The following is a 19,406-nucleotide window of genomic DNA, read 5'->3' as shown; positions in this document are numbered from 1 at the left end:
GGGGAATGACGGCCGACCGCACCTCCGAGAAGGACGCGACAGGGCCTGCCGCCGGAGCGGGAGCAGCGCACGCGCGAGCCGTCGCGACGGCCCCGGACCCGGCGGAGCCGGCACCCCGCGGGTCGCTCGTCGGCCGGGCGAAGGCGCTGTTCGCCTGGTGGCAGCACACCCGTCCCGCGCGGGCCAACGCACGGTTCGGTGCCCGCGGCGGCGGGGTGCTCACCGGTGGCATCGCCTACGCGGCGCTGTTCTCCGTGTTCGCCGCGCTGACCATCGGCTACACGATCTTCATGGCCGTCCTGGGCAGCAACGACGAGCTGCGCCAGCAGGTGCTGGACGCGCTCGACGAGTCGCTGCCCGGGCTCATCGACACCGGCGAGGGCAGCACCGGGATGATCGATCCCGACTCGCTGGTGCTCAGCGGCAGCCTCACGATGACCGGGATCATCGCCGTCGTCGTGCTCCTGCTGAGCGCGATCGCTGCCATGGCGGCCCTGCGGCTCGCGGTCCGGGCGATGTTCGCCCCGGAGACCGGAGCGGGAGCCGGGGGGAACGCGGTGCTCGGCAAGGCCCGGGAGCTGGGCGGGTTCGCCGGCATGGCGTTCGCGGTGCTGCTCTCCGCGCTGCTCACCACCGGTGTCGCCAGCGCGGCGTCGTGGATCCTCGACGCGCTCGGCTGGGGCGGCTCGACCACGGTCGTCCTGCGGGTGGTCGGCATCCTCGTCGCGTTCGTCGTCGACGCGGGGATCTTCCTGCTCGTCGTGACCGTGCTGGCCGGCGAGCACGCGCCGTGGCGGGACCTGCGCTGGGGGGCGGTCATCGCAGGTGTCGGCATCGGGGTCGTCCGCATCCTCGGCACGGAGGTGGTGGCCGGCAGCGTCAGCAAGAACCCGCTGTTCACGTCGGTCGCCGTGATCGTCACCCTGCTGGTCTGGGTCAACCTCATCGCGCGCATCGTCCTGCTCGCGGCGGCGTGGACGGCGAACCCGCCGTTCGTCGAGCCGGCCACGGAGGAACCCGCCACCTGACCCGCCGGGCACCGCGAACGTCCGCACCTTCGGCCGCCAGGACGCTCGATCGTGCGGACGTCCGCGCCCTGGGCCCGCAACGTCCGCAGGTTCGGTCGTCAGAGCGCGCGATCCTGCGGACGGCGCGTCCCTGGTGGCGCCTGTACCGGGGGTGCGGGCCGCCCTAGGGTCAGCGCATGTCAGCCGATCAGACAGGTCCCGCAGCTGCGGCCGGGACGGCGCAGGTGCGCGCCGACGCGGTCCCGGCGTCGCACGCAGGGTCCGCGGACAGGCCGTCCCTGGTCGCCCGGGGCAAGGCCCTGTTCCTGTGGTGGAAGCACACCCGACCGGGCCGGGCGAGCGCGCGGTTCCGCGCCCGCAGCGGGGGAGTCCTCTCGGGCGGGATCGCCTACGCGGCGCTGTTCTCGGTCTTCGCCGCGCTGACCATCAGCTACACGACGTTCATCGCGATCCTGGGCGACAACGAGGAGCTGCGCGAGCGGGTCATGGTGGCGGTCGACACGACGTATCCCCACCTCCTGGACACCGGGGACGGCGAGGGCGCGCTCGACCCGGAGTCGCTCGAGCTGTCCAGCAGCCTGACGATCGCCGGCATCGTCGCCGTCGTGGTGCTGCTGCTGAGCGCGATCGCCGCCATGACCGCCCTGCGCAGGGCGGTGCGTGCGATGTTCGCGGCCGAGCTCGGCGGCAACCCGATGCTCGGCAAGGCGCGCGACCTCGGCGGGTTCGTCGGGCTGGTGTTCGCGGTGCTGCTCTCGGCCGTCCTGACCACGGGCGTCGGCACGGTGGCGTCGTGGCTCCTCGACACCCTGGGGCTGGACGGTCTGACGACGGTCGTGCTGCGGGCGCTCGGCATCCTCGTGGCCTTCGTGGTCGACGCCGCGATCTTCCTGCTGGTGGTCAAGGTGCTGGCCGACGAGCACCCGCCGCGGCGGGACCTGATCGGGGGAGCCGTGATCGCGGCGTCGGGCCTCGCGGTCGTGCGGCTGCTCGGCACGACCGTCGTCGCGGGGAGCGTGAGCAAGAACCCGCTGTTCACCTCCGTCGCCGTGCTCGTCACGCTGCTGGTGTGGGTCAACCTGATCGCACGGATCGTCCTGCTCGCGGCGGCATGGACCGCCGACCCGCCGTACGTCGAGCCCTCGGGCGAGCCTCAGGCGGTGTGAGCGGTCAGCCTGCCTGGCGACGTCGTCCGGCCACCGCGACTCCTGCGCCACCGGCCAGGATCAACGCGGCCGCCAGCGCGGCGAGCCCTCCGGAGGACGACGACCCGGTGACCGCCAGGATCGGGCCTGTCGTCGGGGCGGGCGTGGGTGACGGGCTCGGCGGCGGCGGCGCGGTGACCGTGAGCGTCGCCGACTCCGACTGGGTCCCCGGGAACACGATGCTCGACGCGAGGACGCGGAAGCGAGCACCGTTGTCGGCCAGGGTCGACGTGAACGAGTACGTGGGTTCCGTGGCGTCCGGGATCGGGGACCACGTCGTCCCGCCGTCGTTGCTCCGCTCCCACTGCAGCCCGGTCACGTCGCCCTGCGTGGTCACGGAGAACGTCACGGCCGCGCCCGGGCCGACCGACACGTCGGCCGGGGTCGTGACGCTCGGCGCGGTGAAGGGCGAGACGGTGCCGTCGCCGGCGTTCGTCACGTAGACGTGCAGGCCGTCGCTCGACGCGGCGACCCCCTCCGAGCCCGTGCCCACCACGGCGGTGCCGCCGAGGGCCGGGTCCGCGCGGTTGAGCACGCGCAGGAGGCCGTCCGTCTCCGAGACGTAGACGCGGTCGCCGTCCGGGGACACCGCTGCCGTGCGGCCGCCCGGCCCGATGGGGAGCGTCTCGATCACGGTGTTGCTGGACGTGGAGATCACCGACAGCGTCGCGGACGTCGCGTTCACGACGTACATCTCGCCGCGCACCGGGTTGTACGCGATGCCCCACGGGCCGACGCCGACCGGGATCGCTGCGGCGGCGGGTGGGCAGGCGAACGTGGTCGTGTCGACGACCGCGACCGAGTTCAGCGCGTTCTGGGTCACGTAGGCGGTCGTGCCGACGAGCACGACGCCGCGGGTCGGCGTCTGCAGCTCGCAGCCCTGGGCCGCGCCCCCGGCCGCCGGCCAACGCGTGAACTGCCCGGTCGCGTTCGTGGCGTAGACGAACGACGCATCCGCGGCCACCCCGCTCGGGTTGCCCAGCGGACCGGTCAGACGCGTCACCGTCGCGGACGCGGGATCGACGAGGTCGACGGACGGGATGGTCGGGCCGTCGCCCGTGGTCGACGTGTAGACCGTGGTCGGGGAACCCGGGGACGTGGTGACACCGAACGGGAGAGGCGACGTCGGGATCGTCGCGACGACCGCCCCGGTGGCCGGGTCGATGACGCTGAGCGTCGAGTCGTCATTGTTGGCGACGAACGCCTGGCTGCCGTCCGCGGAGAACGCGACGCCGAGCGGGCGCGCGCCGACGTCGATCAGTGGGTCGGCGGCGGCACCGGCGCTGGTCGCGGCCAACGGGGTCGCGACGACGGCGAGCAACGTGGCGGTGACGGCCACGCTGCCGGCTCGGCGAGAGTGCATGGGCTGCTCCGGGATCGGCGACGCTCACCGCACGCTATCAACCGGACATGCCGGTCACGACCCGGGGTGTGCTCAGCCGGCGTCGAGCGCCGCGTGCAGTTCCGGGAGCCGCGCACCCAGGACCGCGAGCCGTGCGCGCGTGGCCGCCGGCTCACCGACCGTGCCGAGGCGCAGCATCCCCGGGTCCCCGGCCGCCTGCGCCGCCGCGATGCGGTCGGCAGCGTCGGTCATGCGGACCACCACATGCTCGAGCACCGCGTGCGGGTCGAGGTCGCCGTAGCTGTCGGCGATCGTGCGCAGGACGTGGGCGGCCTCGGCGGGGTCCGCGTCGGGGAACAGGACGGCGGTGTTCCACGCGAAGATCGCGACGTCGTCCAGCGGGATCCCCGGTCCGGCCACGTCCCAGTCGAAGACACCCGCCAGGTCGTCGCCGTCGAACGCCATGTTGTACATCGCGCTGTCGTGGTGGCAGACGATCTCGCCGGGCCGCAGCGCACGCTCCACGAACCGCCATCGCCGGCTCTCGCGCGGGAAGCCGGCGACGACCGCGTGGTACTCGCGCAGCCAGTGCATGGCCGACCGGACCTGGGCGTCGCTGAGCGTCTCCCGGCCGATGTCGAGCACCCGTCCGGGCAGGAACGTGAGGATCTCGCGGTCGCGGGCGTCGATGCCCAGCACGCGCGGGATGCGGGGGAGCCCGGCGTCGGCCAGGAAGTGGAGCAGCTCGTGCACCGCGGGCGTCCACGGGCCGGTCGGGCGGCGGACGGTGTCCCCGACGCGGACGGCCCCGCCGACGTTTCCGCCGGGCAGCGGGATCTCGTCGGCGGGGCCGTCGGGCGTCACGATGGAGTCAGAAGGCACGCGTGATCATCGCGCGCTTCGCTGGTTCCACGCGACCGAGTTCCGGTCGAGTCAGAACGCGCGGGTGATCATCGCGCGCTTGACCTCTTGGATCGCCTTGGTCACCTCGATGCCACGCGGGCACGCCTCGGTGCAGTTGAAGGTGGTGCGGCAGCGCCACACGCCCTCCTTGTCGTTGAGGATCTCGAGGCGCTGGGCGCCACCCTCGTCGCGGCTGTCGAAGATGAACCGGTGCGCGTTGACGATGGCGGCGGGGCCGAAGTACTGCCCGTCGGTCCAGAACACGGGGCAGGACGAGGTGCACGCGGCGCAGAGGATGCACTTGGTGGTGTCGTCGAACCGCTCGCGCTGCTCGGCGCTCTGCAGGCGCTCCTTGGTCGGCTCGTTCCCGGTGGTGATGAGGAACGGCATGATCTCGCGGTAGGAGGCGAAGAACGGCTCCATGTCGACGACCAGGTCCTTGATCACCGGGAGGCCCTTGATGGGCTCGACGATGATCGGCTTGCTGGGGTCGAGGTCCTTGAGCAGCGTCTTGCAGGCGAGCCGGTTGCGACCGTTGATCCGCATCGCGTCCGAGCCGCACACGCCGTGCGCGCAGGAGCGACGGAACGTCAGCGAGCCGTCCTCCTCCCACTTGACCTTGTGCAGGGCGTCGAGGACGCGGTCGGTGCCGTGCGCGCGGACCGTGAACTCGTCCCAGTACGGCTCGGGGGCGCCGGCGCCGTCGTCCGGCAGGTAGCGCCGGATCTTCAGCGTCACGTCGAACGACGGGATCGCGCCGACCTCGGAGACAGGAGCGTCAAGAGTCGCGGTCATCAGTACTTACGCTCCATCGGCTGGTAGCGGGTCATCGTGACGGGCTTGGAGCCCAGCACGAGCTGGTAGTCGTCGAACAGCGTCGTGTGCGCGAAGGAGCCCTTGTGGTCGCCGTCGCCCTCGGTGCCCCACAGGCGGTGCCCCTTGACGGGCAGCGGCCGGCGATAGGCCATCGTGTGGCGCATGTAGTTCTTGTCGTCGCGGTCCGGGAAGTCCTCGCGGAAGTGCCCGCCGCGCGACTCGTCGCGGTTCAGGGCGCCGACGACGACCGTCTCGGCGATGTCGAGCAGGAAGCCCAGCTCGACGGCCTCGAGGAGGTCGGTGTTGAACATCTTGCTCTTGTCCTGCACCGACACCCGGCGGAAGCGCTTGTGCAGGGCCTTGATGTCGGCGAGCGCCTGGGTCAGCGACTCCGACGTGCGGAAGACCTGGGCGTTCAGGTCCATGGTCTCCTGCAGCGCCTTGCGGATGTCCGCGACGCGGTCGCCGTCGGGACGCGTGCGGATCTCCTCGAGACCGGCGACGACGGTGGCCGCGGGGTTCTCGGGGAGCTCGACGAACCGTGCGGTGAGCGCGTACTTCGCGGCCGAGATGCCGGCGCGCTTGCCGAACACGTTGATGTCGAGCAGCGAGTTGGTGCCGAGGCGGTTGGAGCCGTGCACGCTCACGCAGGCCACCTCGCCGGCCGCGTACAGGCCCCGGATGACGTCGGTGGAGTTCCGCAGGACCTCGGCCTCGATGTTGGTGGGGATGCCACCCATCGCGTAGTGGGCCGTGGGGTACACGGGAACCGGCTCGGTGTACGGCTCGATGCCGAGGTAGGTGCGCGCGAACTCGGTGATGTCCGGGAGCTTGGCGTCGATGTGCGCCGGCTCCAGGTGCGTCAGGTCGAGCAGGACGTAGTCCTTGTTGGGGCCCGCGCCGCGGCCCTCGCGCACCTCGTTGGCCATGGACCGGGCGACGATGTCACGCGGTGCCAGGTCCTTGATGGTCGGGGCGTAGCGCTCCATGAAGCGCTCGCCCTCGGAGTTGCGCAGGATGCCGCCCTCGCCGCGCGCCGCCTCCGACAGGAGGATGCCGAGGCCCGCCAGACCGGTCGGGTGGAACTGGAAGAACTCCATGTCCTCCAGCGGGATGCCGCGGCGGTACGCCAGCGCCATGCCGTCGCCTGTGAGGGTGTGCGCGTTGGACGTCGTCTTGTAGATCTTGCCCGCGCCGCCGGTGGCCAGGACCACGGACTTGGCCTGGAACACGTGGATCTCGCCGGTGGCCAGCTCGTAGGCGACGACGCCCGAGACGTTGACCTCCTCGCCGTCCGGCACGTGGCCGGCCGCGAGGTCGTGGTCGACCAGCAGGTCGAGGACGTAGAACTCGTTGAAGAACTCGACGTCGTTCTTCACGCACTGCTGGTAGAGCGTCTGCAGGATCATGTGACCCGTGCGGTCCGCGGCATAGCAGGACCGGCGCACGGCCGCCTCACCGTGGTTGCGGGTGTGCCCGCCGAACCGGCGCTGGTCGATCCGGCCCTCGGGCGTCCGGTTGAACGGCAGGCCCATCTTCTCCAGGTCCAGCACCGCGTCGATGGCCTCCTTGGCCATGACCTCGGCGGCGTCCTGGTCCACCAGGTAGTCACCGCCCTTGACGGTGTCGAACGTGTGCCACTCCCAGTTGTCCTCCTCGACGTTGGCCAGCGCGGCGCACATGCCGCCCTGCGCCGCGCCCGTGTGGGACCGCGTCGGGTAGAGCTTGGAGATGACGGCCGTGCGCACGCGCGTCGAGGACTCCAGGGCCGCGCGCATGCCGGCGCCGCCCGCGCCGACGATCACGACGTCGTACTGGTGGGTCTGCATCGGGGTCGATGCCTTCCTGTTGCTTGCGGGGGGTCGTCAGGCCGTGCAGAACGACGGAAGGAGATCCGCCGGCGCGCCCGACGGGCACGGGTCGAACGTGAAGATGACGAGCGTGCCGAGCACGACGACGATGACGAACGCGAGGTACAGCGACGCCTTGAGGGCCAGGCGGACACCGTCGCGCTCGGCGTAGTCGTTGATGATCGTCCGCACGCCGTTGGTGCCGTGGATCATCGCGAGCCAGAGCATCAGCAGGTCCCAGACCTGCCAGAACGGCGACGCCCACTTGCCGGCGACGAAGCCGAAGTCGATCGCGGAGACGCCCTCACCGGCGACCAGGTTGACGAACAGGTGCCCGAAGATCAGCACGATGAGGATCACGCCGGACGCGCGCATGAACACCCAGCCGTAGAGCTCGGTGTTCCCGCGCGTGGTCAGGCGTGCGGGGCGGGGCTTGGGAGGGCGCGGCGCCTTCGGGTCGGCGATCGTGGTCATCACTCGCCTCCGAACACGTGCATGAGGTGCCGGGGCAGGAAGCCGGCCATGGTGACGACGAACAGGCCGATCACGACCCAGAGCATCACGCGCTGGTACTTGGGGCCCTTGGCCCAGAAGTCCACGAGGATGATCCGGATCCCGTTGTACGCGTGGAACACGATGGCGGCGACGAGGCCGGCCTCACCGAGTCCCATGATCGGGTTCTTGTACGTGGCGATGACGTCGTTGTACGCCTCGGGCGAGATGCGCACGAGCGACGTGTCGAGCACGTGCACGAGCAGGAAGAAGAAGATGGCGACGCCGGTCACACGGTGGGCGACCCACGACCACATGCCTTCCCGCCCGCGGTAGAGCGTTCCGGCCGGCACCTTCCGGGCAGCCGGCGCTGGGGGCGCTGCAGGCACTGGGGGGCCTCCCTGGCGAGTCAGAGGTTCGGACGACGGCGTCCTTGTCTCGTCAACTGTAGTGAACCGATCAGTACGCAACCCGTCGGCAGAGGCCCGCTGTGAGGTATTGCACAGCGCAGGACGGCATCTCGGGGCTCGCTACCCTGGCGCCCATGTCGACTCCGCCCTCAGTGGTCCCCGGATTCCACGCCGTCGTCCCGGCCGGGGGTGCGGGAACCCGCCTGTGGCCGCTGTCGCGCGCCGGCCACCCCAAGTTCCTGCTCGATCTCACGGGATCAGGCCGCACGCTGCTGCAGGCCACGGTCGACCGGCTGCTGCCGCTCACGGGCACCGGGGGCGTGCTCGTCGTGACGGGCACCCGGCACGCCGACGCGGTCGCTGCGCAGCTCCCCGAGCTCGGTGCCGACGACGTGCTCGCGGAGCCGTCGCCCCGCGACTCGATGGCCGCGATCGGCCTGGCCGCGGCGGTCCTGCTCGAGCGGCACGGTGAGGACGTGGTCCTCGGGTCGTTCGCCGCCGACCACGTCATCGACGGCACCGAGGCGTTCGAGCAGACGGTGCGCGAGGGCGTCGTGGCGGCCCGGGCCGGGAACGTCGTGACGATCGGCATCGCCGCGACCGGCCCGTCGACCGCGTTCGGCTACGTCCGCTCGGGGGCGCCCCTCGGACTGGCCGGCGCCCCGACCGTCACCCGTGCTGCGGGCTTCACGGAGAAGCCCGACGCCGTCACCGCGACCGCGTACCTGGCGACCGGCGAGTACCGCTGGAACGCCGGCATGTTCATCGTGAAGGCGCGTGTGCTCCTGGACCACCTGGCCACCCAGCTGCCGGCCCTCGCGGCGGGTCTGCAGGAGATCGCCGCCGCGTGGGACGGGCCGGACCGCGGGGAGGTCCTCGACCGGGTCTGGCCGGGGCTGACCAAGATCGCGATCGACCACGCGATCGCCGAGCCGGTGGCCGCCGCCGGCGGCGTGGCCGTCGTGCCGGGCGACTTCACGTGGGACGACATCGGCGACTTCGACTCGCTCGCGCAGCTCCTGCCGGTCGACACCCTCGGCGACGAGGGTCTCGTCCTGCGGATCGACGCCGACGGTGCGTTCGTCGTGCCGGGCACCGGGCGGACCGTGTCCGTGGTCGGGCTGGCCGACGCGGTGGTCGTCGACACCCCTGACGCCCTGCTCGTGACCACGCGGGCGCACGCGCAGTCCGTCAAGGGGGCCGTGGACGCCTGGCGGGCGCGCGAGCGCGAGGACCTGCTCTGACGCGGACACCCTCCACCTGTCCCGAGCGGCGCGGCTAGGGTCGAAGCCGTGCCTGATGCCCTCGTCGCTCCGCTGACCAGCCTCCGACCCGACCCGACGGAACCGATGTCGGCCCGGCTCGCGGCCATCCTCGCGGGACTGCGCGACGAGCTCATCGCCATCCGTCGCGACATCCACGCGCACCCCGAGCTGGGCCGCACCGAGGTACGGACCACCGCGCTCCTGGCCGAGCGGCTGCGCGCCGCCGGGCTCACCCCCCACCTGCTGCCGGGCAGCGGCCTGCTCTGCGACATCGGTCCCGGGCCGGCCGCGAGCGGGCGCAAGCGGATCGCCCTGCGCGCGGACCTCGACGCCCTGCCCGTGCAGGACACCAGCGGCGTGCCGTGGGCGTCGACCGTGCGCGGGGTCACCCACGCCTGCGGGCACGACGTGCACACCACGGCGGTCCTCGGCGCCGGGCTGGCGCTCGCGCAGGTCGCCGACGAGCTCCGCACCGGCGTGCGGCTGGTGTTCCAGCCCGCCGAGGAGGTGCAGCCCGGAGGGGCGCTCGACGTGGTCGCGGCGGGCGGGCTGGACGGCGTCGCGGAGATCTACGCGTTCCACTGCGACCCGAAGGTGGACGTCGGACAGGTCGGGACCCGCATCGGGCCCATCACGTCCGCCAGCGACGAGGTGACCGTGACCATCTCCGGGCCGGGCGGGCACACGTCGCGACCGCACCTGACTGGCGACGTGGTCTTCGCGCTCGGCCAGGTCATCACGCAGGTGCCGGCGATCCTGGGCCGGCGGCTGGACCCGCGCTCGGGGGTCAACCTGACCTGGGGCGCCGTGAAGGCGGGATCGGCGCACAACGCGATCCCCTCGACGGGCACCGTGAAGGGAACGCTGCGGTGCCTCGACGTGCGGGCGTGGGAGAAGGCGTCGGAGGTGTTCCACGCCGCCGTCGAGCAGGTCGTCGCGCCGTTCGACGTGACGGTGGACGTCCGGCACCATCGCGGTGTGCCGCCGGTCGAGAACGGCGAGCACGCGACGGGGATCCTCGAGGCCGCCGCGCGCGACGTCCTGGGTGCCGGGTCGGTGCTGCTGACCGAGCAGTCGCTGGGTGGCGAGGACTTCGCGTGGTACCTGACCAAGGTGCCCGGGGCGATGGCCCGCCTCGGCACGCGGACGCCCGGCGGCCACACGTTCGACATCCACCAGGGCGACCTGCGGGTCGACGAGCGCGCCATCGAGGTCGGCGCGCTGCTTCTCGCGCGGACAGCAGTTCTCGCGGGCTGAGACGGAAAGTCCGTCACCTGGGCGAACACATACCAAGTCGGTAACGGAACCTGGGCGGATACCAGTCGGTAACCTGCGCGACACCTCGGCATCGTTATGGTCCGAGAATCAATGCCGGGCAGCCCCAGACCTTGTGGTGGCACACCGTCGTGCCACCCGCACGGTCGGCCCAGCCGGACCGGCTGCTGACGAGATTCAGGAGAGTCGCGTGAAGAAGATCATTCGAGTGGCCGCGCTCGGCGGGGCGGTCGCCCTTGCGCTTGCGGCGTGTGGCAGTGCACCCGAGGAGACGAACGAGTCGGCCGGCGGCGAGACGTCCGCCGCGACCGTCGACTTCAAGGCCTGCATGGTCTCGGACGCGGGCGGTTTCGACGACAAGTCGTTCAACCAGGCCGGCTTCGAGGGGCTGACGCAGGCCCAGGACGAGCTCGGTGTCGAGATCGCCAGCGTCGAGTCCGCTGCCGACACCGACTACACGCCGAACATCGACAGCCTGGTCGCCGAGAACTGCGACCTGATCATCGGCGTCGGCTTCCTCCTCGAGGACCCGATCCAGACCGCCGCTGAGGCGAACCCGGACGTCAACTTCGCCCTGGTCGACAGCTCCTTCTCCGACGCCGACTTCGCGCCCGTCACCCTGGACAACGGCAAGCCGATCCTCTTCGACACGGCGCAGGCGGCTTACCTCGCCGGCTACGTCGCCGCGGCGACCTCCACCACCGGCAAGGTCGCGACCTTCGGTGGCATCCAGATCCCGTCCGTCACGATCTTCATGGACGGCTTCGCCGACGGCATCGCCAAGTTCAACGAGGACAACGGCGGCTCCGTGCAGCTGCTCGGCTGGGACAAGGCGACGCAGCAGGGCGTCTTCGCCGGCAACTTCGACAGCCAGGACGACGGCAAGAACATCGGCCAGTCCTTCATCGACCAGGGCGCGGACATCATCATGCCCGTCGCCGGTCCGGTCGGTCTGGGCACCGCGTCCGTCGCGCAGACGGCCGGCAACGTCTCGATCATCGGTGTCGACGCCGACTGGTTCGAGACCACCGAGTACGGCCCGATCGTCCTCACCTCGGTCATGAAGGAGATCGGCCCGGCCGTCTTCGACACGATCAGCGAGGCCGTGGACGGCAGCTTCAGCTCCGACCCGTACGTCGGCACGCTGGAGAACGAGGGCCTCGGCCTGGCGCCGTTCCACGACTTCGAGTCGAAGGTCCCCGCGGACGTCGTCACGAAGCTCGACGAGCTCAAGGCGTCGATCATCTCCGGTGACATCGTCGTGGAGTCCGACGCGTCCCCGAAGTGATCTGACGCAGGACCGCAGGACGACGGCCCGGGCCCAGCGCCCGGGCCGTCGGCCTGTCCAGCACCGACCTCGCGAGGGGATGGATAGTGTCTGAGGACAGTCGTGACGTCGAAGGAGACGACCGGTGAAGCTGGAGCTGCAGGGCATCACCAAGACCTTCGGGTCGTTGGTCGCCAACGACCACATCGACCTCGTCGTCGAGCCGGGGGAGATCCACGCGCTGCTCGGGGAGAACGGTGCCGGCAAGAGCACGCTGATGAACGTGCTCTACGGGCTGTACGACCCCGACGGTGGCCAGATCCTCGTCGACGACGCGCCTGTGACGTTCGCCGGCCCCGGCGACGCGATGGCCGCCGGCATCGGCATGGTCCACCAGCACTTCATGCTCGTCCCGGTGTTCACCGTCGCGGAGAACGTGGTCCTGGGCCACGAACCCGTGCGCGGCGGCGGGCTGATCGACCTTCCCGAGGCGCGTCGCCGGGTCAAGGAGATCTCCGACCGGTTCGGCTTCCACGTCGACCCCGACGCGTACATCGAGGACCTGCCCGTCGGCGTCCAGCAGCGCGTCGAGATCATCAAGGCCCTGTCCCGGCAGGCCAAGGTCCTCATCCTCGACGAGCCCACGGCCGTGCTCACGCCGCAGGAGACCGACGAGCTGATCGTGATCATGCGGCAGCTCAAGGAGTCCGGGACGTCCATCGTCTTCATCACGCACAAGCTGCGCGAGGTCCGTGCCGTCGCTGACCGGATCACCGTCATCCGGCGCGGCAAGGTGGTCGGCAGCGCCGAGCCGACGTCCACCGAGACCGAGCTCGCCTCGCTCATGGTCGGCCGGTCCGTGTCCCTGGGGGTCGCCCGCACCACCGCGGTGCCCGGCGAGGCGACGGTCCAGGTCCGCCACCTGACCGTCATCGACGAGGCCGGCGTGCGGCAGCTCGACGACATCTCGTTCGACGTGGCCCGCGGCGAGATCGTCTCGATCGCCGGCGTCCAGGGCAACGGCCAGACCGAGCTCACCGAGGTGATGCTCGGGCTGCAGGCGCCCGTCGCCGGGTCGGTGAAGCTGGACGGCATCGAGCTCGTGGGCAAGTCCGTCAAGGACGTGCTCGCCTCCGGTCTCGGGTTCGTCCCGGAGGACCGCTCGACCGACGGCGTCATCGCGGACTTCTCCATCGCGGAGAACCTCATCCTCGACCTGCACCGGCAGGAGCCGTTCGCCCGGGGCGTCGCGCTCAAGCCCGCCGCCGTGCGGGCCAACGCGGAGAAGCGGATCGCGGAGTTCGACGTCCGTACCGGCTCGATCGACGCGCACGCGAGCACCCTGTCCGGCGGCAACCAGCAGAAGGTCGTGCTGGCGCGCGAGATGTCGCGGCCGCTGCGGCTGCTCATCGCGTCGCAGCCGACCCGTGGCCTCGACGTCGGCTCGATCGAGTTCGTGCACTCCCGGATCGTGGAGGAGCGCGACAACGGCACCCCCGTGATCATCGTGTCGACGGAGCTGGACGAGGTGCTCGCGCTCGCGGACCGCATCCTCGTCATGTACCGCGGACGGATCGTCGGCGACGTGCCGGGCGGGACCGACCGCGACGTGCTGGGCCTGATGATGGCCGGCGTCCCGCTCGAGGACGCCGTGCGGCAGGCCGCCGAGCACCACACGACGCTCGGTGAGGCCGACCTCGAGGCGGTCGACGAACCGACCGCCGCCGAGCCCCCGCCCACGACGACGACCACCGCCGACACGGCGTTCCCCCAGGAGGAGCTGTGAGCAGCCAGACGCCGGCCCCGCTGCCGGACGCCCAGGTCCCGCCGCCCGGGCAGACCGGCGTCGTCGAGCCGGCCGAGGAGTCCGACGGCGGTCGCCGCATCCTGCACGAGATGCTGTCGAGCAGCTGGCTCGTGTCGGTGCTCGCGGTCGTGCTGGCCCTGATCCTCGGAGGCCTGCTCATCGCGGCGGCCGACGCCGAGGTGCAGGCCGCGGCCAGCTACTTCTTCTCGCGTCCCGGGGACCTCATCTCCGCGGCGTGGACGGCCGTCTCCGAGGCCTACGCAGCGCTCTTCGCAGGTGCCATCTACGATCCCCGGGCCGAGACGTTCCAGCGGGCGATCCGCCCGCTGACCGAGACGCTCACCGTCGCGACGCCCCTGATCCTCGCCGGTCTCGGCCTCGGCATCGGCTTCCGGGCCGGGCTGTTCAACATCGGTGCCCAGGGCCAGATCATCCTCGGTGGCATCTTCGCCGGGTTCATCGGGTTCACGTTCGACCTCCCGTTCCCGCTGCACCTGCTGCTCTGCGTCATCGGCGCCGCGCTCGGTGGTGCGCTGTGGGCGGGCATCGCCGGTGTGCTCAAGGCGCGCACCGGCGCGCACGAGGTCATCGTCACGATCATGCTCAACAACATCGCGATCTACCTGGTCGCGTACCTGCTGAGCATCGACGCGTTCCAGCGTCCGGGCAGCAACAACCCGGTCAGCCCACCCATCCCCGACAGCGCGGCCTACCCGCTGCTGCTGGGCAGCGGGTACCGGCTGCACACCGGCTTCCTGGTCGCCATCGCCGCCGCGGTGTTCACCTGGTGGCTGATGGAGCGCTCGACGATCGGCTTCCGGTTCCGCGCGGTCGGGTCCAACCCGCACGCGGCGCGCACCGCGGGCATCTCGGTGAACGCGACCTACGTGTGGGTCATGCTCACGGCCGGTGCGTTCGCCGGGCTCGCGGGCTCGGCCCAGGTGCTCGGCACGGAACGGGTGCTCACCGCCGGGGTCGCGGCGAGCTACGGGTTCGACGCCATCACGGTCGCGCTGCTCGGTCGCTCCAAGCCGCTGGGCACGGTCTTCGCGGGCATCCTGTTCGGCGCCCTGCGCGCCGGCGGCGTGGTCATGCAGGCCCGCACCGGGACGCCCATCGACATCGTGCTCGTCGTGCAGTCCCTCATCGTCCTGTTCATCGCGGCCCCGCCGCTGGTCCGGGCGGTGTTCCGGCTGCCGTCACCGGACACGCCACGCGCCCCGAAACCGGTCGCGCCCGTCACCGCGAAGGAGGTCAGCGCATGAGCGCCCCCACGATCGATGCGACGGCGTCGGCGTCCGCCCGTCCTGCCTCCGAGCTGGTCCTGCCCCCGATCAAGTGGCACGCGCCGATCGCCTACGCGACGGTCGCAGCTCTCGGTCTCGTGGTCTTCGGGCTGCTCGCACCGACCGGCGAGCACAGCACGTTCGCCATCTCGACCCCGCGCGACTTCATCCAGTTCACGCCGTTCTCCGTGCCGTCGAAGCTGACCGCGATCATCCTGTGCCTCGCGGCGCTCGCGCTCGCCGGGGTGTCGTTCTACGAGACGCGCCGCCGGGAGAAGGCCGGTGCCTGGCTGCCGATCACCTACGGGTTCCTCATGGTGTTCGCGTTCCTGGTGTGGGCCGTCGCGGGCAAGGACAGCGGGCTGCCGCTGACCGGCCTGCTGCAGGGTTCGCTGTTCCTCGCGATCCCGCTGGTGTTCGGCGCCCTGGCCGGTCTGCTCTGCGAGCGGTCCGGCATCATCAACATCGCGATCGAGGGCCAGCTGCTGGGCGGCGCGTTCCTCGCGGCCGTCGTCGCCACCCTGACGGGCAGCGCGTACGCGGGCCTGATCGCCGCCCCCGTCGCGGGTGCCCTGGTGGGCCTGCTGCTGGTGCTGTTCTCGATCAAGTACGTGGTCAACCAGATCATCGTCGGCGTCGTGCTGAACGTGCTGGTCATCGGCGTGACCAGCTACCTGTTCTCGACGGTGCTCAAGGAGAACCCGGACACCTGGAACAACCCTCCGGGGCTCCCGGTCATCAGCATCCCGGTGCTCTCCCAGATCCCGATCATCGGGCCGGTGCTGTTCCGGCAGACCGCGCTCGTCTACATCATGTACGTCGTCGTGATCGTGCTGCAGATCATGGTCTTCCGGTCCCGGTGGGGCCTGCGGCTGCGGTCCGTCGGGGAGCACCCCAAGGCGGCGGACACCGTCGGCATCAAGGTCAACCGGACCCGCTTGCGCGCCACGGTGCTGGGCGGCGCGGTGGCCGGTCTCGGCGGTGCGTTCTTCACCGTCGCGGCGGGGCTGGCGTTCGGCAAGGAGATGACGAACGGCAAGGGCTACATCGCGCTCGCCGCGATGATCCTGGGGCGCTGGAGCCCCAAGGGTGCGCTGGCGGCCGCGCTGCTGTTCGGGTTCGCCAACAACCTGCAGCTCCAGCTGAGCATCATCCAGACGCCGATCCCCAGCCAGATCATGCTGATGACGCCCTACATCGTGACGATCTTCGCCGTCGCGGGGCTCGTCGGACGGGTGCGCCCGCCGGCCGCCGAGGGCATCCCCTACACGAAGTGAGCGTTCCTGTGGACATCGATTGGGACGCCCTGCGTTCCGCAGCCACCGAGGTCATGCACAAGGCGTATGCGCCGTACTCCCACTTCCCGGTGGGCGCCGCCGCGTTGGTCGACGACGGCAGGGTGGTCGTCGGCTGCAACGTGGAGAACGCCTCGTACGGCGTCACGCTGTGCGCCGAGTGCTCGCTCGTCTCGGGGCTGCACGTCTCCGGCGGCGGGCGGCTGGTCGCGTTCACCTGCGTGGACAAGCACGGCAACGTGCTCATGCCGTGCGGCCGGTGCCGGCAGCTGCTGTGGGAGCACGGGGGAGCGCGGCTGCTGGTGGAGACCGTGCACGGCATCAAGCCGATGACCGAGGTGCTCCCCGACGCCTTCGGGCCGGCCGACCTGGAGGAGCGAGCATGAGCACCGAGTCGTTCGACGCCGTCGACGTCATCGTCACCAAGCGCGACGGGCACCGCCTGTCCGACGCGCAGATCGACTGGGTCATCGACGCGTACACGCGCGGGGTCGTGGCCGAGGAGCAGATGTCGGCGCTCAACATGGCGATCCTGCTCAACGGGATGGACCGCGCCGAGATCGCCCGCTGGACCGCGGCGATGATCGCGAGCGGCGAGCGGATGGACTTCTCGGGGCTGTCCCGTCCGACGGCGGACAAGCACTCGACCGGCGGGGTGGGCGACAAGATCACGCTGCCGCTGGCGCCGCTCGTGGCGGTGTTCGGGGTCGCCGTCCCGCAGCTGTCCGGTCGCGGCCTCGGCCACACCGGCGGCACGCTGGACAAGCTCGAGTCGATCGCCGGCTGGCGGGCCGCGCTGAGCAACGACGAGATGATGGCGCAGCTCGACGACGTCGGCGCCGTCATCTGCCAGGCGGGCTCCGGGCTCGCTCCCGCCGACCGCAAGCTCTACGCGCTGCGCGACGTCACGGGCACGGTCGAGGCCATCCCGCTGATCGCGAGCTCGATCATGAGCAAGAAGATCGCCGAGGGCACCGGCGCGCTGGTCCTCGACGTCAAGGTGGGCTCCGGGGCGTTCATGAAGGACGTCGACCGCGCCCGCGAGCTGGCCCGGACGATGGTCGCGCTCGGCACCGATGCCGGGGTGCGGACCGTCGCGCTGCTCACGGACATGTCGACGCCGCTCGGTCTGACCGCGGGCAACGCTCTGGAGGTCCGCGAGTCGGTCGAGGTGCTGGCCGGCGGGGGACCGGCGGACGTCGTCGAGCTCACGGTCGCGCTGGCCCGGGAGATGCTCGCTGCCGCGGGCCGGCCCGACGACGACGTGGCAGCCGCCCTGCAGGACGGCCGGGCCATGGACGCGTGGAAGCGGATGATCGCCGCCCAGGGTGGCGACCCGGACGCGACGCTGCCGGTCGCGAAGGAGACGTCGCAGCTGCTCGCGGACACCGACGGCGTGCTCGCCGAGCTGGACGCCTACGCCGTCGGCATCGCGGCGTGGCGGCTCGGTGCGGGCCGCGCGCGCAAGGAGGACCCGGTGCAGGCCGGCGCGGGCGTCGAACTGCACGCCAAGCCCGGGGACACCGTGCGGGCGGGGCAGCCCCTCATGACGCTGCACACCGACACGCCGGAGCGGTTCGGGCGGGCGCTCGACGCCCTCGCCGGCGCGGTCGTCGTGGCCCCCGAGGGCACCGTCGTGCCGTTGCGGCCCCTCGTGATCGACCGCATCGACGCCTGATCCCCTCGCGGCGTCGCGCGGACGGGGGCACGATGGACAGATGAGCACCGTGCCCGGAAGTGACGCCTGGAAGGACGCCGGCCTGGTGCCGGTGGACCCGGACGGACCTCGCAGCCTCACGGACGACGTGGACGGCTCCGAGGACCCTGAGGAGTACGAGCCGGGGTTCGCGCGCGCCGACCGCGAGGGCCGGGCCGACGAGGCGGACGTGGTCGAGCAGGACACCGAGGTGCCCGCCGACGATGAGGATGCTGACACCTGATCCCGTTCGAGGGGTTCCGTCCCGGTACGGTGAGCCCATGACCTCCCCCTCCGAGCCCTCGGTGGCTGACGCCCCCAGCGACCCGTCCGAGGCCACCGACCCCACCGGCGCCACCGACGCCACAGCTGCCCTCGTCGCCCTCATCCCCAGCCTGCCCAAGGTCGTCCTGCACGACCATCTCGACGGCGGTCTGCGCCCCGCGACGATCATCGAGCTCGCCGCGGAGATCGATCACGAGCTGCCCGCGACGGACCCCGACGAGCTGGGCCGCTGGTTCGTGGAGGCCGCGAGCTCCGGGACGCTCGAGCGCTACCTCGAGACGTTCGACCACACGGTCGCCGTGATGCAGACCGAGGACGGCCTGCGCCGGGTCGCCCGCGAGTCCGCGATCGACCTGGCCGCCGACGGCGTCGTGTACGCCGAGCAGCGGTACGCGCCCGAGCAGCACCTCGCGAAGGGGCTGACCCTCCAGCAGGTGGTCGACGCTGTGCAGGCCGGGTTCGCCGAGGGCATCGCCGAGGCCGCCGCCGCAGGACGCTCGATCCGGATCGGCACCCTCATCACCGCGATGCGGCACGCCGACCGTGCCGACGAGATCGCCGCGCTCGCCCTGGAGAACCGGGACAACGGTGTCGTCGGCTTCGACATCGCCGGTGCCGAGGACGGGTTCCCGCCGTCGCGTCACGCCACCGCGTTCACCACGCTCGCGGAGGCCGACTTCCCCACCACCGTGCATGCCGGGGAGGCGGCCGGCGTCGAGTCGATCGCGGAGGCCGTGCACGTGGCGCACGCGTGCAGGATCGGGCACGGCGTGCGGCTCATCGAGGACGTCACCACCGACGAGCTCGGCGACCGGCTGGGCACGCTCGCGCACTGGATCCGCGACCGTCGCATCCCGCTCGAGCTGTGCCCGTCGTCCAACGTGCAGACGGGCGCCGCCGAGTCGGTGGCCACCCACCCCGTCACGCGTCTGCGGAACCTCGGCTTCGCCGTCACGGTCAACACCGACAACCGGCTGCAGTCCGGGACGTCCATGACCCGCGAGCTCACGCTGCTGGTCGAGGAGGCCGGCTGGGACCTCGTCGACCTGCGCGACGTGGCGGTCACGGCCGCGGCGCACTCGTTCCTGCACCACGACGAGCGCTCCGCCCTGATCGACCAGGTCATCCGCCCGGCCTACGCGTCCGCGCGGGGTGGGCGCCACCGCGCCTGACCCGAGGCGACC

The 19,406-nt window shown here is 71.5% G+C and carries 18 protein-coding genes; 12 read left to right on the top strand and 6 right to left on the bottom strand.

What is annotated here, in order from left to right; all coding sequences use genetic code 11:
• The first annotated feature begins 5 nt into the window (after nt 1–5).
• Both J2X26_RS00750 and J2X26_RS00745 read left to right on the top strand, forming a co-directional pair.
• Entirely contained in the window at nt 6–1,028 is a 1,023-nt protein-coding gene (locus J2X26_RS00750; RefSeq protein WP_307488958.1) for a YihY/virulence factor BrkB family protein, read from the top strand.
• 176 nt (nt 1,029–1,204) lie between these two features.
• On the top strand, nt 1,205–2,194 hold the full coding sequence (locus J2X26_RS00745) for a YihY/virulence factor BrkB family protein (protein ID WP_307488956.1): 990 nt from the start codon (nt 1,205–1,207) through the stop codon (nt 2,192–2,194).
• Nucleotides 2,195–2,198: 4 nt separating this feature from the next.
• On the opposite strand, the gene J2X26_RS00740 is transcribed toward J2X26_RS00745, so the two are convergent.
• From J2X26_RS00740 to sdhC, 6 genes are all read right to left on the bottom strand, one after another.
• Nucleotides 2,199–3,596 carry a YncE family protein gene (locus J2X26_RS00740; protein ID WP_307488955.1) on the bottom strand — a complete coding sequence of 466 codons (1,398 nt, stop codon included), beginning with the start codon at nt 3,594–3,596 and terminating at the stop codon, nt 2,199–2,201.
• Between the two features lie 72 nt (nt 3,597–3,668).
• On the bottom strand, nt 3,669–4,457 hold the full coding sequence (locus J2X26_RS00735; RefSeq protein WP_307488954.1) for a phosphotransferase: 789 nt from the start codon (nt 4,455–4,457) through the stop codon (nt 3,669–3,671).
• Nucleotides 4,458–4,508: 51 nt separating this feature from the next.
• Complete coding sequence (locus J2X26_RS00730; protein WP_307488952.1) at nt 4,509–5,273, bottom strand: succinate dehydrogenase iron-sulfur subunit; 765 nt, start codon at nt 5,271–5,273, stop codon at nt 4,509–4,511.
• Complete coding sequence (gene sdhA / locus J2X26_RS00725) at nt 5,273–7,123, bottom strand: succinate dehydrogenase flavoprotein subunit (protein ID WP_307488950.1); 1,851 nt, start codon at nt 7,121–7,123, stop codon at nt 5,273–5,275. The genes J2X26_RS00730 and sdhA overlap by 1 nt, the downstream gene beginning before the upstream one ends.
• Nucleotides 7,124–7,159: 36 nt before the next feature.
• A complete protein-coding gene (sdhD, locus tag J2X26_RS00720) occupies nt 7,160–7,618 on the bottom strand; it encodes a succinate dehydrogenase, hydrophobic membrane anchor protein (RefSeq protein WP_307488948.1) in 459 nt (152 codons plus the stop codon).
• Nucleotides 7,618–7,989 (bottom strand): succinate dehydrogenase, cytochrome b556 subunit, encoded by a 372-nt coding sequence (sdhC, locus tag J2X26_RS00715; RefSeq protein WP_439897816.1) that lies wholly within the window; start codon nt 7,987–7,989, stop codon nt 7,618–7,620. The genes sdhD and sdhC overlap by 1 nt, the downstream gene beginning before the upstream one ends.
• 191 nt (nt 7,990–8,180) lie before the next feature.
• On the opposite strand from sdhC, the gene J2X26_RS00710 reads away from it, so the two are divergent.
• From J2X26_RS00710 to J2X26_RS00665, 10 genes are all read left to right on the top strand, one after another.
• Entirely contained in the window at nt 8,181–9,290 is a 1,110-nt protein-coding gene (locus tag J2X26_RS00710) for a mannose-1-phosphate guanylyltransferase (protein WP_307488944.1), read from the top strand.
• A 105-nt stretch (nt 9,291–9,395) separates the two neighbouring features.
• The gene (locus J2X26_RS00705; protein WP_307490677.1) at nt 9,396–10,568 is read left to right on the top strand and encodes an amidohydrolase; all 1,173 of its coding nucleotides are present in this window, start codon (nt 9,396–9,398) and stop codon (nt 10,566–10,568) included.
• 208 nt (nt 10,569–10,776) lie between these two features.
• Nucleotides 10,777–11,874 (top strand): BMP family lipoprotein, encoded by a 1,098-nt coding sequence (locus tag J2X26_RS00700; protein WP_307488942.1) that lies wholly within the window; start codon nt 10,777–10,779, stop codon nt 11,872–11,874.
• Nucleotides 11,875–11,998: 124 nt separating this feature from the next.
• Complete coding sequence (locus tag J2X26_RS00695) at nt 11,999–13,639, top strand: ABC transporter ATP-binding protein (protein WP_307488940.1); 1,641 nt, start codon at nt 11,999–12,001, stop codon at nt 13,637–13,639.
• Nucleotides 13,636–14,925, top strand: coding sequence for an ABC transporter permease (locus J2X26_RS00690; protein WP_439897801.1), 1,290 nt, complete (start codon nt 13,636–13,638; stop codon nt 14,923–14,925). The genes J2X26_RS00695 and J2X26_RS00690 overlap by 4 nt, the downstream gene beginning before the upstream one ends.
• Entirely contained in the window at nt 14,922–16,223 is a 1,302-nt protein-coding gene (locus tag J2X26_RS00685; protein ID WP_307488938.1) for an ABC transporter permease, read from the top strand. Before J2X26_RS00690 ends, J2X26_RS00685 begins: the two co-directional genes overlap by 4 nt.
• Nucleotides 16,220–16,627, top strand: a complete 408-nt coding sequence (locus J2X26_RS00680; protein WP_307488936.1) for a cytidine deaminase — start codon at nt 16,220–16,222, stop codon at nt 16,625–16,627. Before J2X26_RS00685 ends, J2X26_RS00680 begins: the two co-directional genes overlap by 4 nt.
• Nucleotides 16,624–17,919, top strand: a complete 1,296-nt coding sequence (locus J2X26_RS00675; protein WP_307488934.1) for a thymidine phosphorylase — start codon at nt 16,624–16,626, stop codon at nt 17,917–17,919. The genes J2X26_RS00680 and J2X26_RS00675 overlap by 4 nt, the downstream gene beginning before the upstream one ends.
• A 40-nt stretch (nt 17,920–17,959) precedes the next feature.
• Nucleotides 17,960–18,181 (top strand): hypothetical protein, encoded by a 222-nt coding sequence (locus J2X26_RS00670; protein WP_307488932.1) that lies wholly within the window; start codon nt 17,960–17,962, stop codon nt 18,179–18,181.
• A gap of 37 nt (nt 18,182–18,218) precedes the next feature.
• On the top strand, nt 18,219–19,394 hold the full coding sequence (locus tag J2X26_RS00665) for an adenosine deaminase (RefSeq protein ID WP_307488931.1): 1,176 nt from the start codon (nt 18,219–18,221) through the stop codon (nt 19,392–19,394).
• Nucleotides 19,395–19,406: the final 12 nt, after the last annotated feature.

The organism is Cellulomonas humilata (genome assembly GCF_030814415.1).
Taxonomy (GTDB): domain Bacteria; phylum Actinomycetota; class Actinomycetes; order Actinomycetales; family Cellulomonadaceae; genus Cellulomonas; species Cellulomonas humilata_A.
Note: the sequence above shows the minus strand (reverse complement) of the source record. Positions and strands in the feature narration are given on the sequence as shown.

Bases quoted from the DNA above. Each gene is read 5' to 3' on its own strand.
- J2X26_RS00750 (WP_307488958.1), top strand. From the start codon at position 6: ATGACGGCCGACCGCACCTCCGAGAAGGACGCGACAGGGCCTGCCGCC.
- J2X26_RS00745 (WP_307488956.1), top strand. From the start codon at position 1,205: ATGTCAGCCGATCAGACAGGTCCCGCAGCTGCGGCCGGGACGGCGCAG.
- J2X26_RS00740 (WP_307488955.1), bottom strand. From the start codon at position 3,596: ATGCACTCTCGCCGAGCCGGCAGCGTGGCCGTCACCGCCACGTTGCTC.
- J2X26_RS00730 (WP_307488952.1), bottom strand. From the start codon at position 5,273: ATGACCGCGACTCTTGACGCTCCTGTCTCCGAGGTCGGCGCGATCCCG.
- sdhA (WP_307488950.1), bottom strand. From the start codon at position 7,123: ATGCAGACCCACCAGTACGACGTCGTGATCGTCGGCGCGGGCGGCGCC.
- sdhD (WP_307488948.1), bottom strand. From the start codon at position 7,618: ATGACCACGATCGCCGACCCGAAGGCGCCGCGCCCTCCCAAGCCCCGC.
- J2X26_RS00710 (WP_307488944.1), top strand. From the start codon at position 8,181: ATGTCGACTCCGCCCTCAGTGGTCCCCGGATTCCACGCCGTCGTCCCG.
- J2X26_RS00705 (WP_307490677.1), top strand. From the start codon at position 9,396: ATGTCGGCCCGGCTCGCGGCCATCCTCGCGGGACTGCGCGACGAGCTC.
- J2X26_RS00685 (WP_307488938.1), top strand. From the start codon at position 14,922: ATGAGCGCCCCCACGATCGATGCGACGGCGTCGGCGTCCGCCCGTCCT.
- J2X26_RS00675 (WP_307488934.1), top strand. From the start codon at position 16,624: ATGAGCACCGAGTCGTTCGACGCCGTCGACGTCATCGTCACCAAGCGC.
- J2X26_RS00670 (WP_307488932.1), top strand. From the start codon at position 17,960: ATGAGCACCGTGCCCGGAAGTGACGCCTGGAAGGACGCCGGCCTGGTG.
- J2X26_RS00665 (WP_307488931.1), top strand. From the start codon at position 18,219: ATGACCTCCCCCTCCGAGCCCTCGGTGGCTGACGCCCCCAGCGACCCG.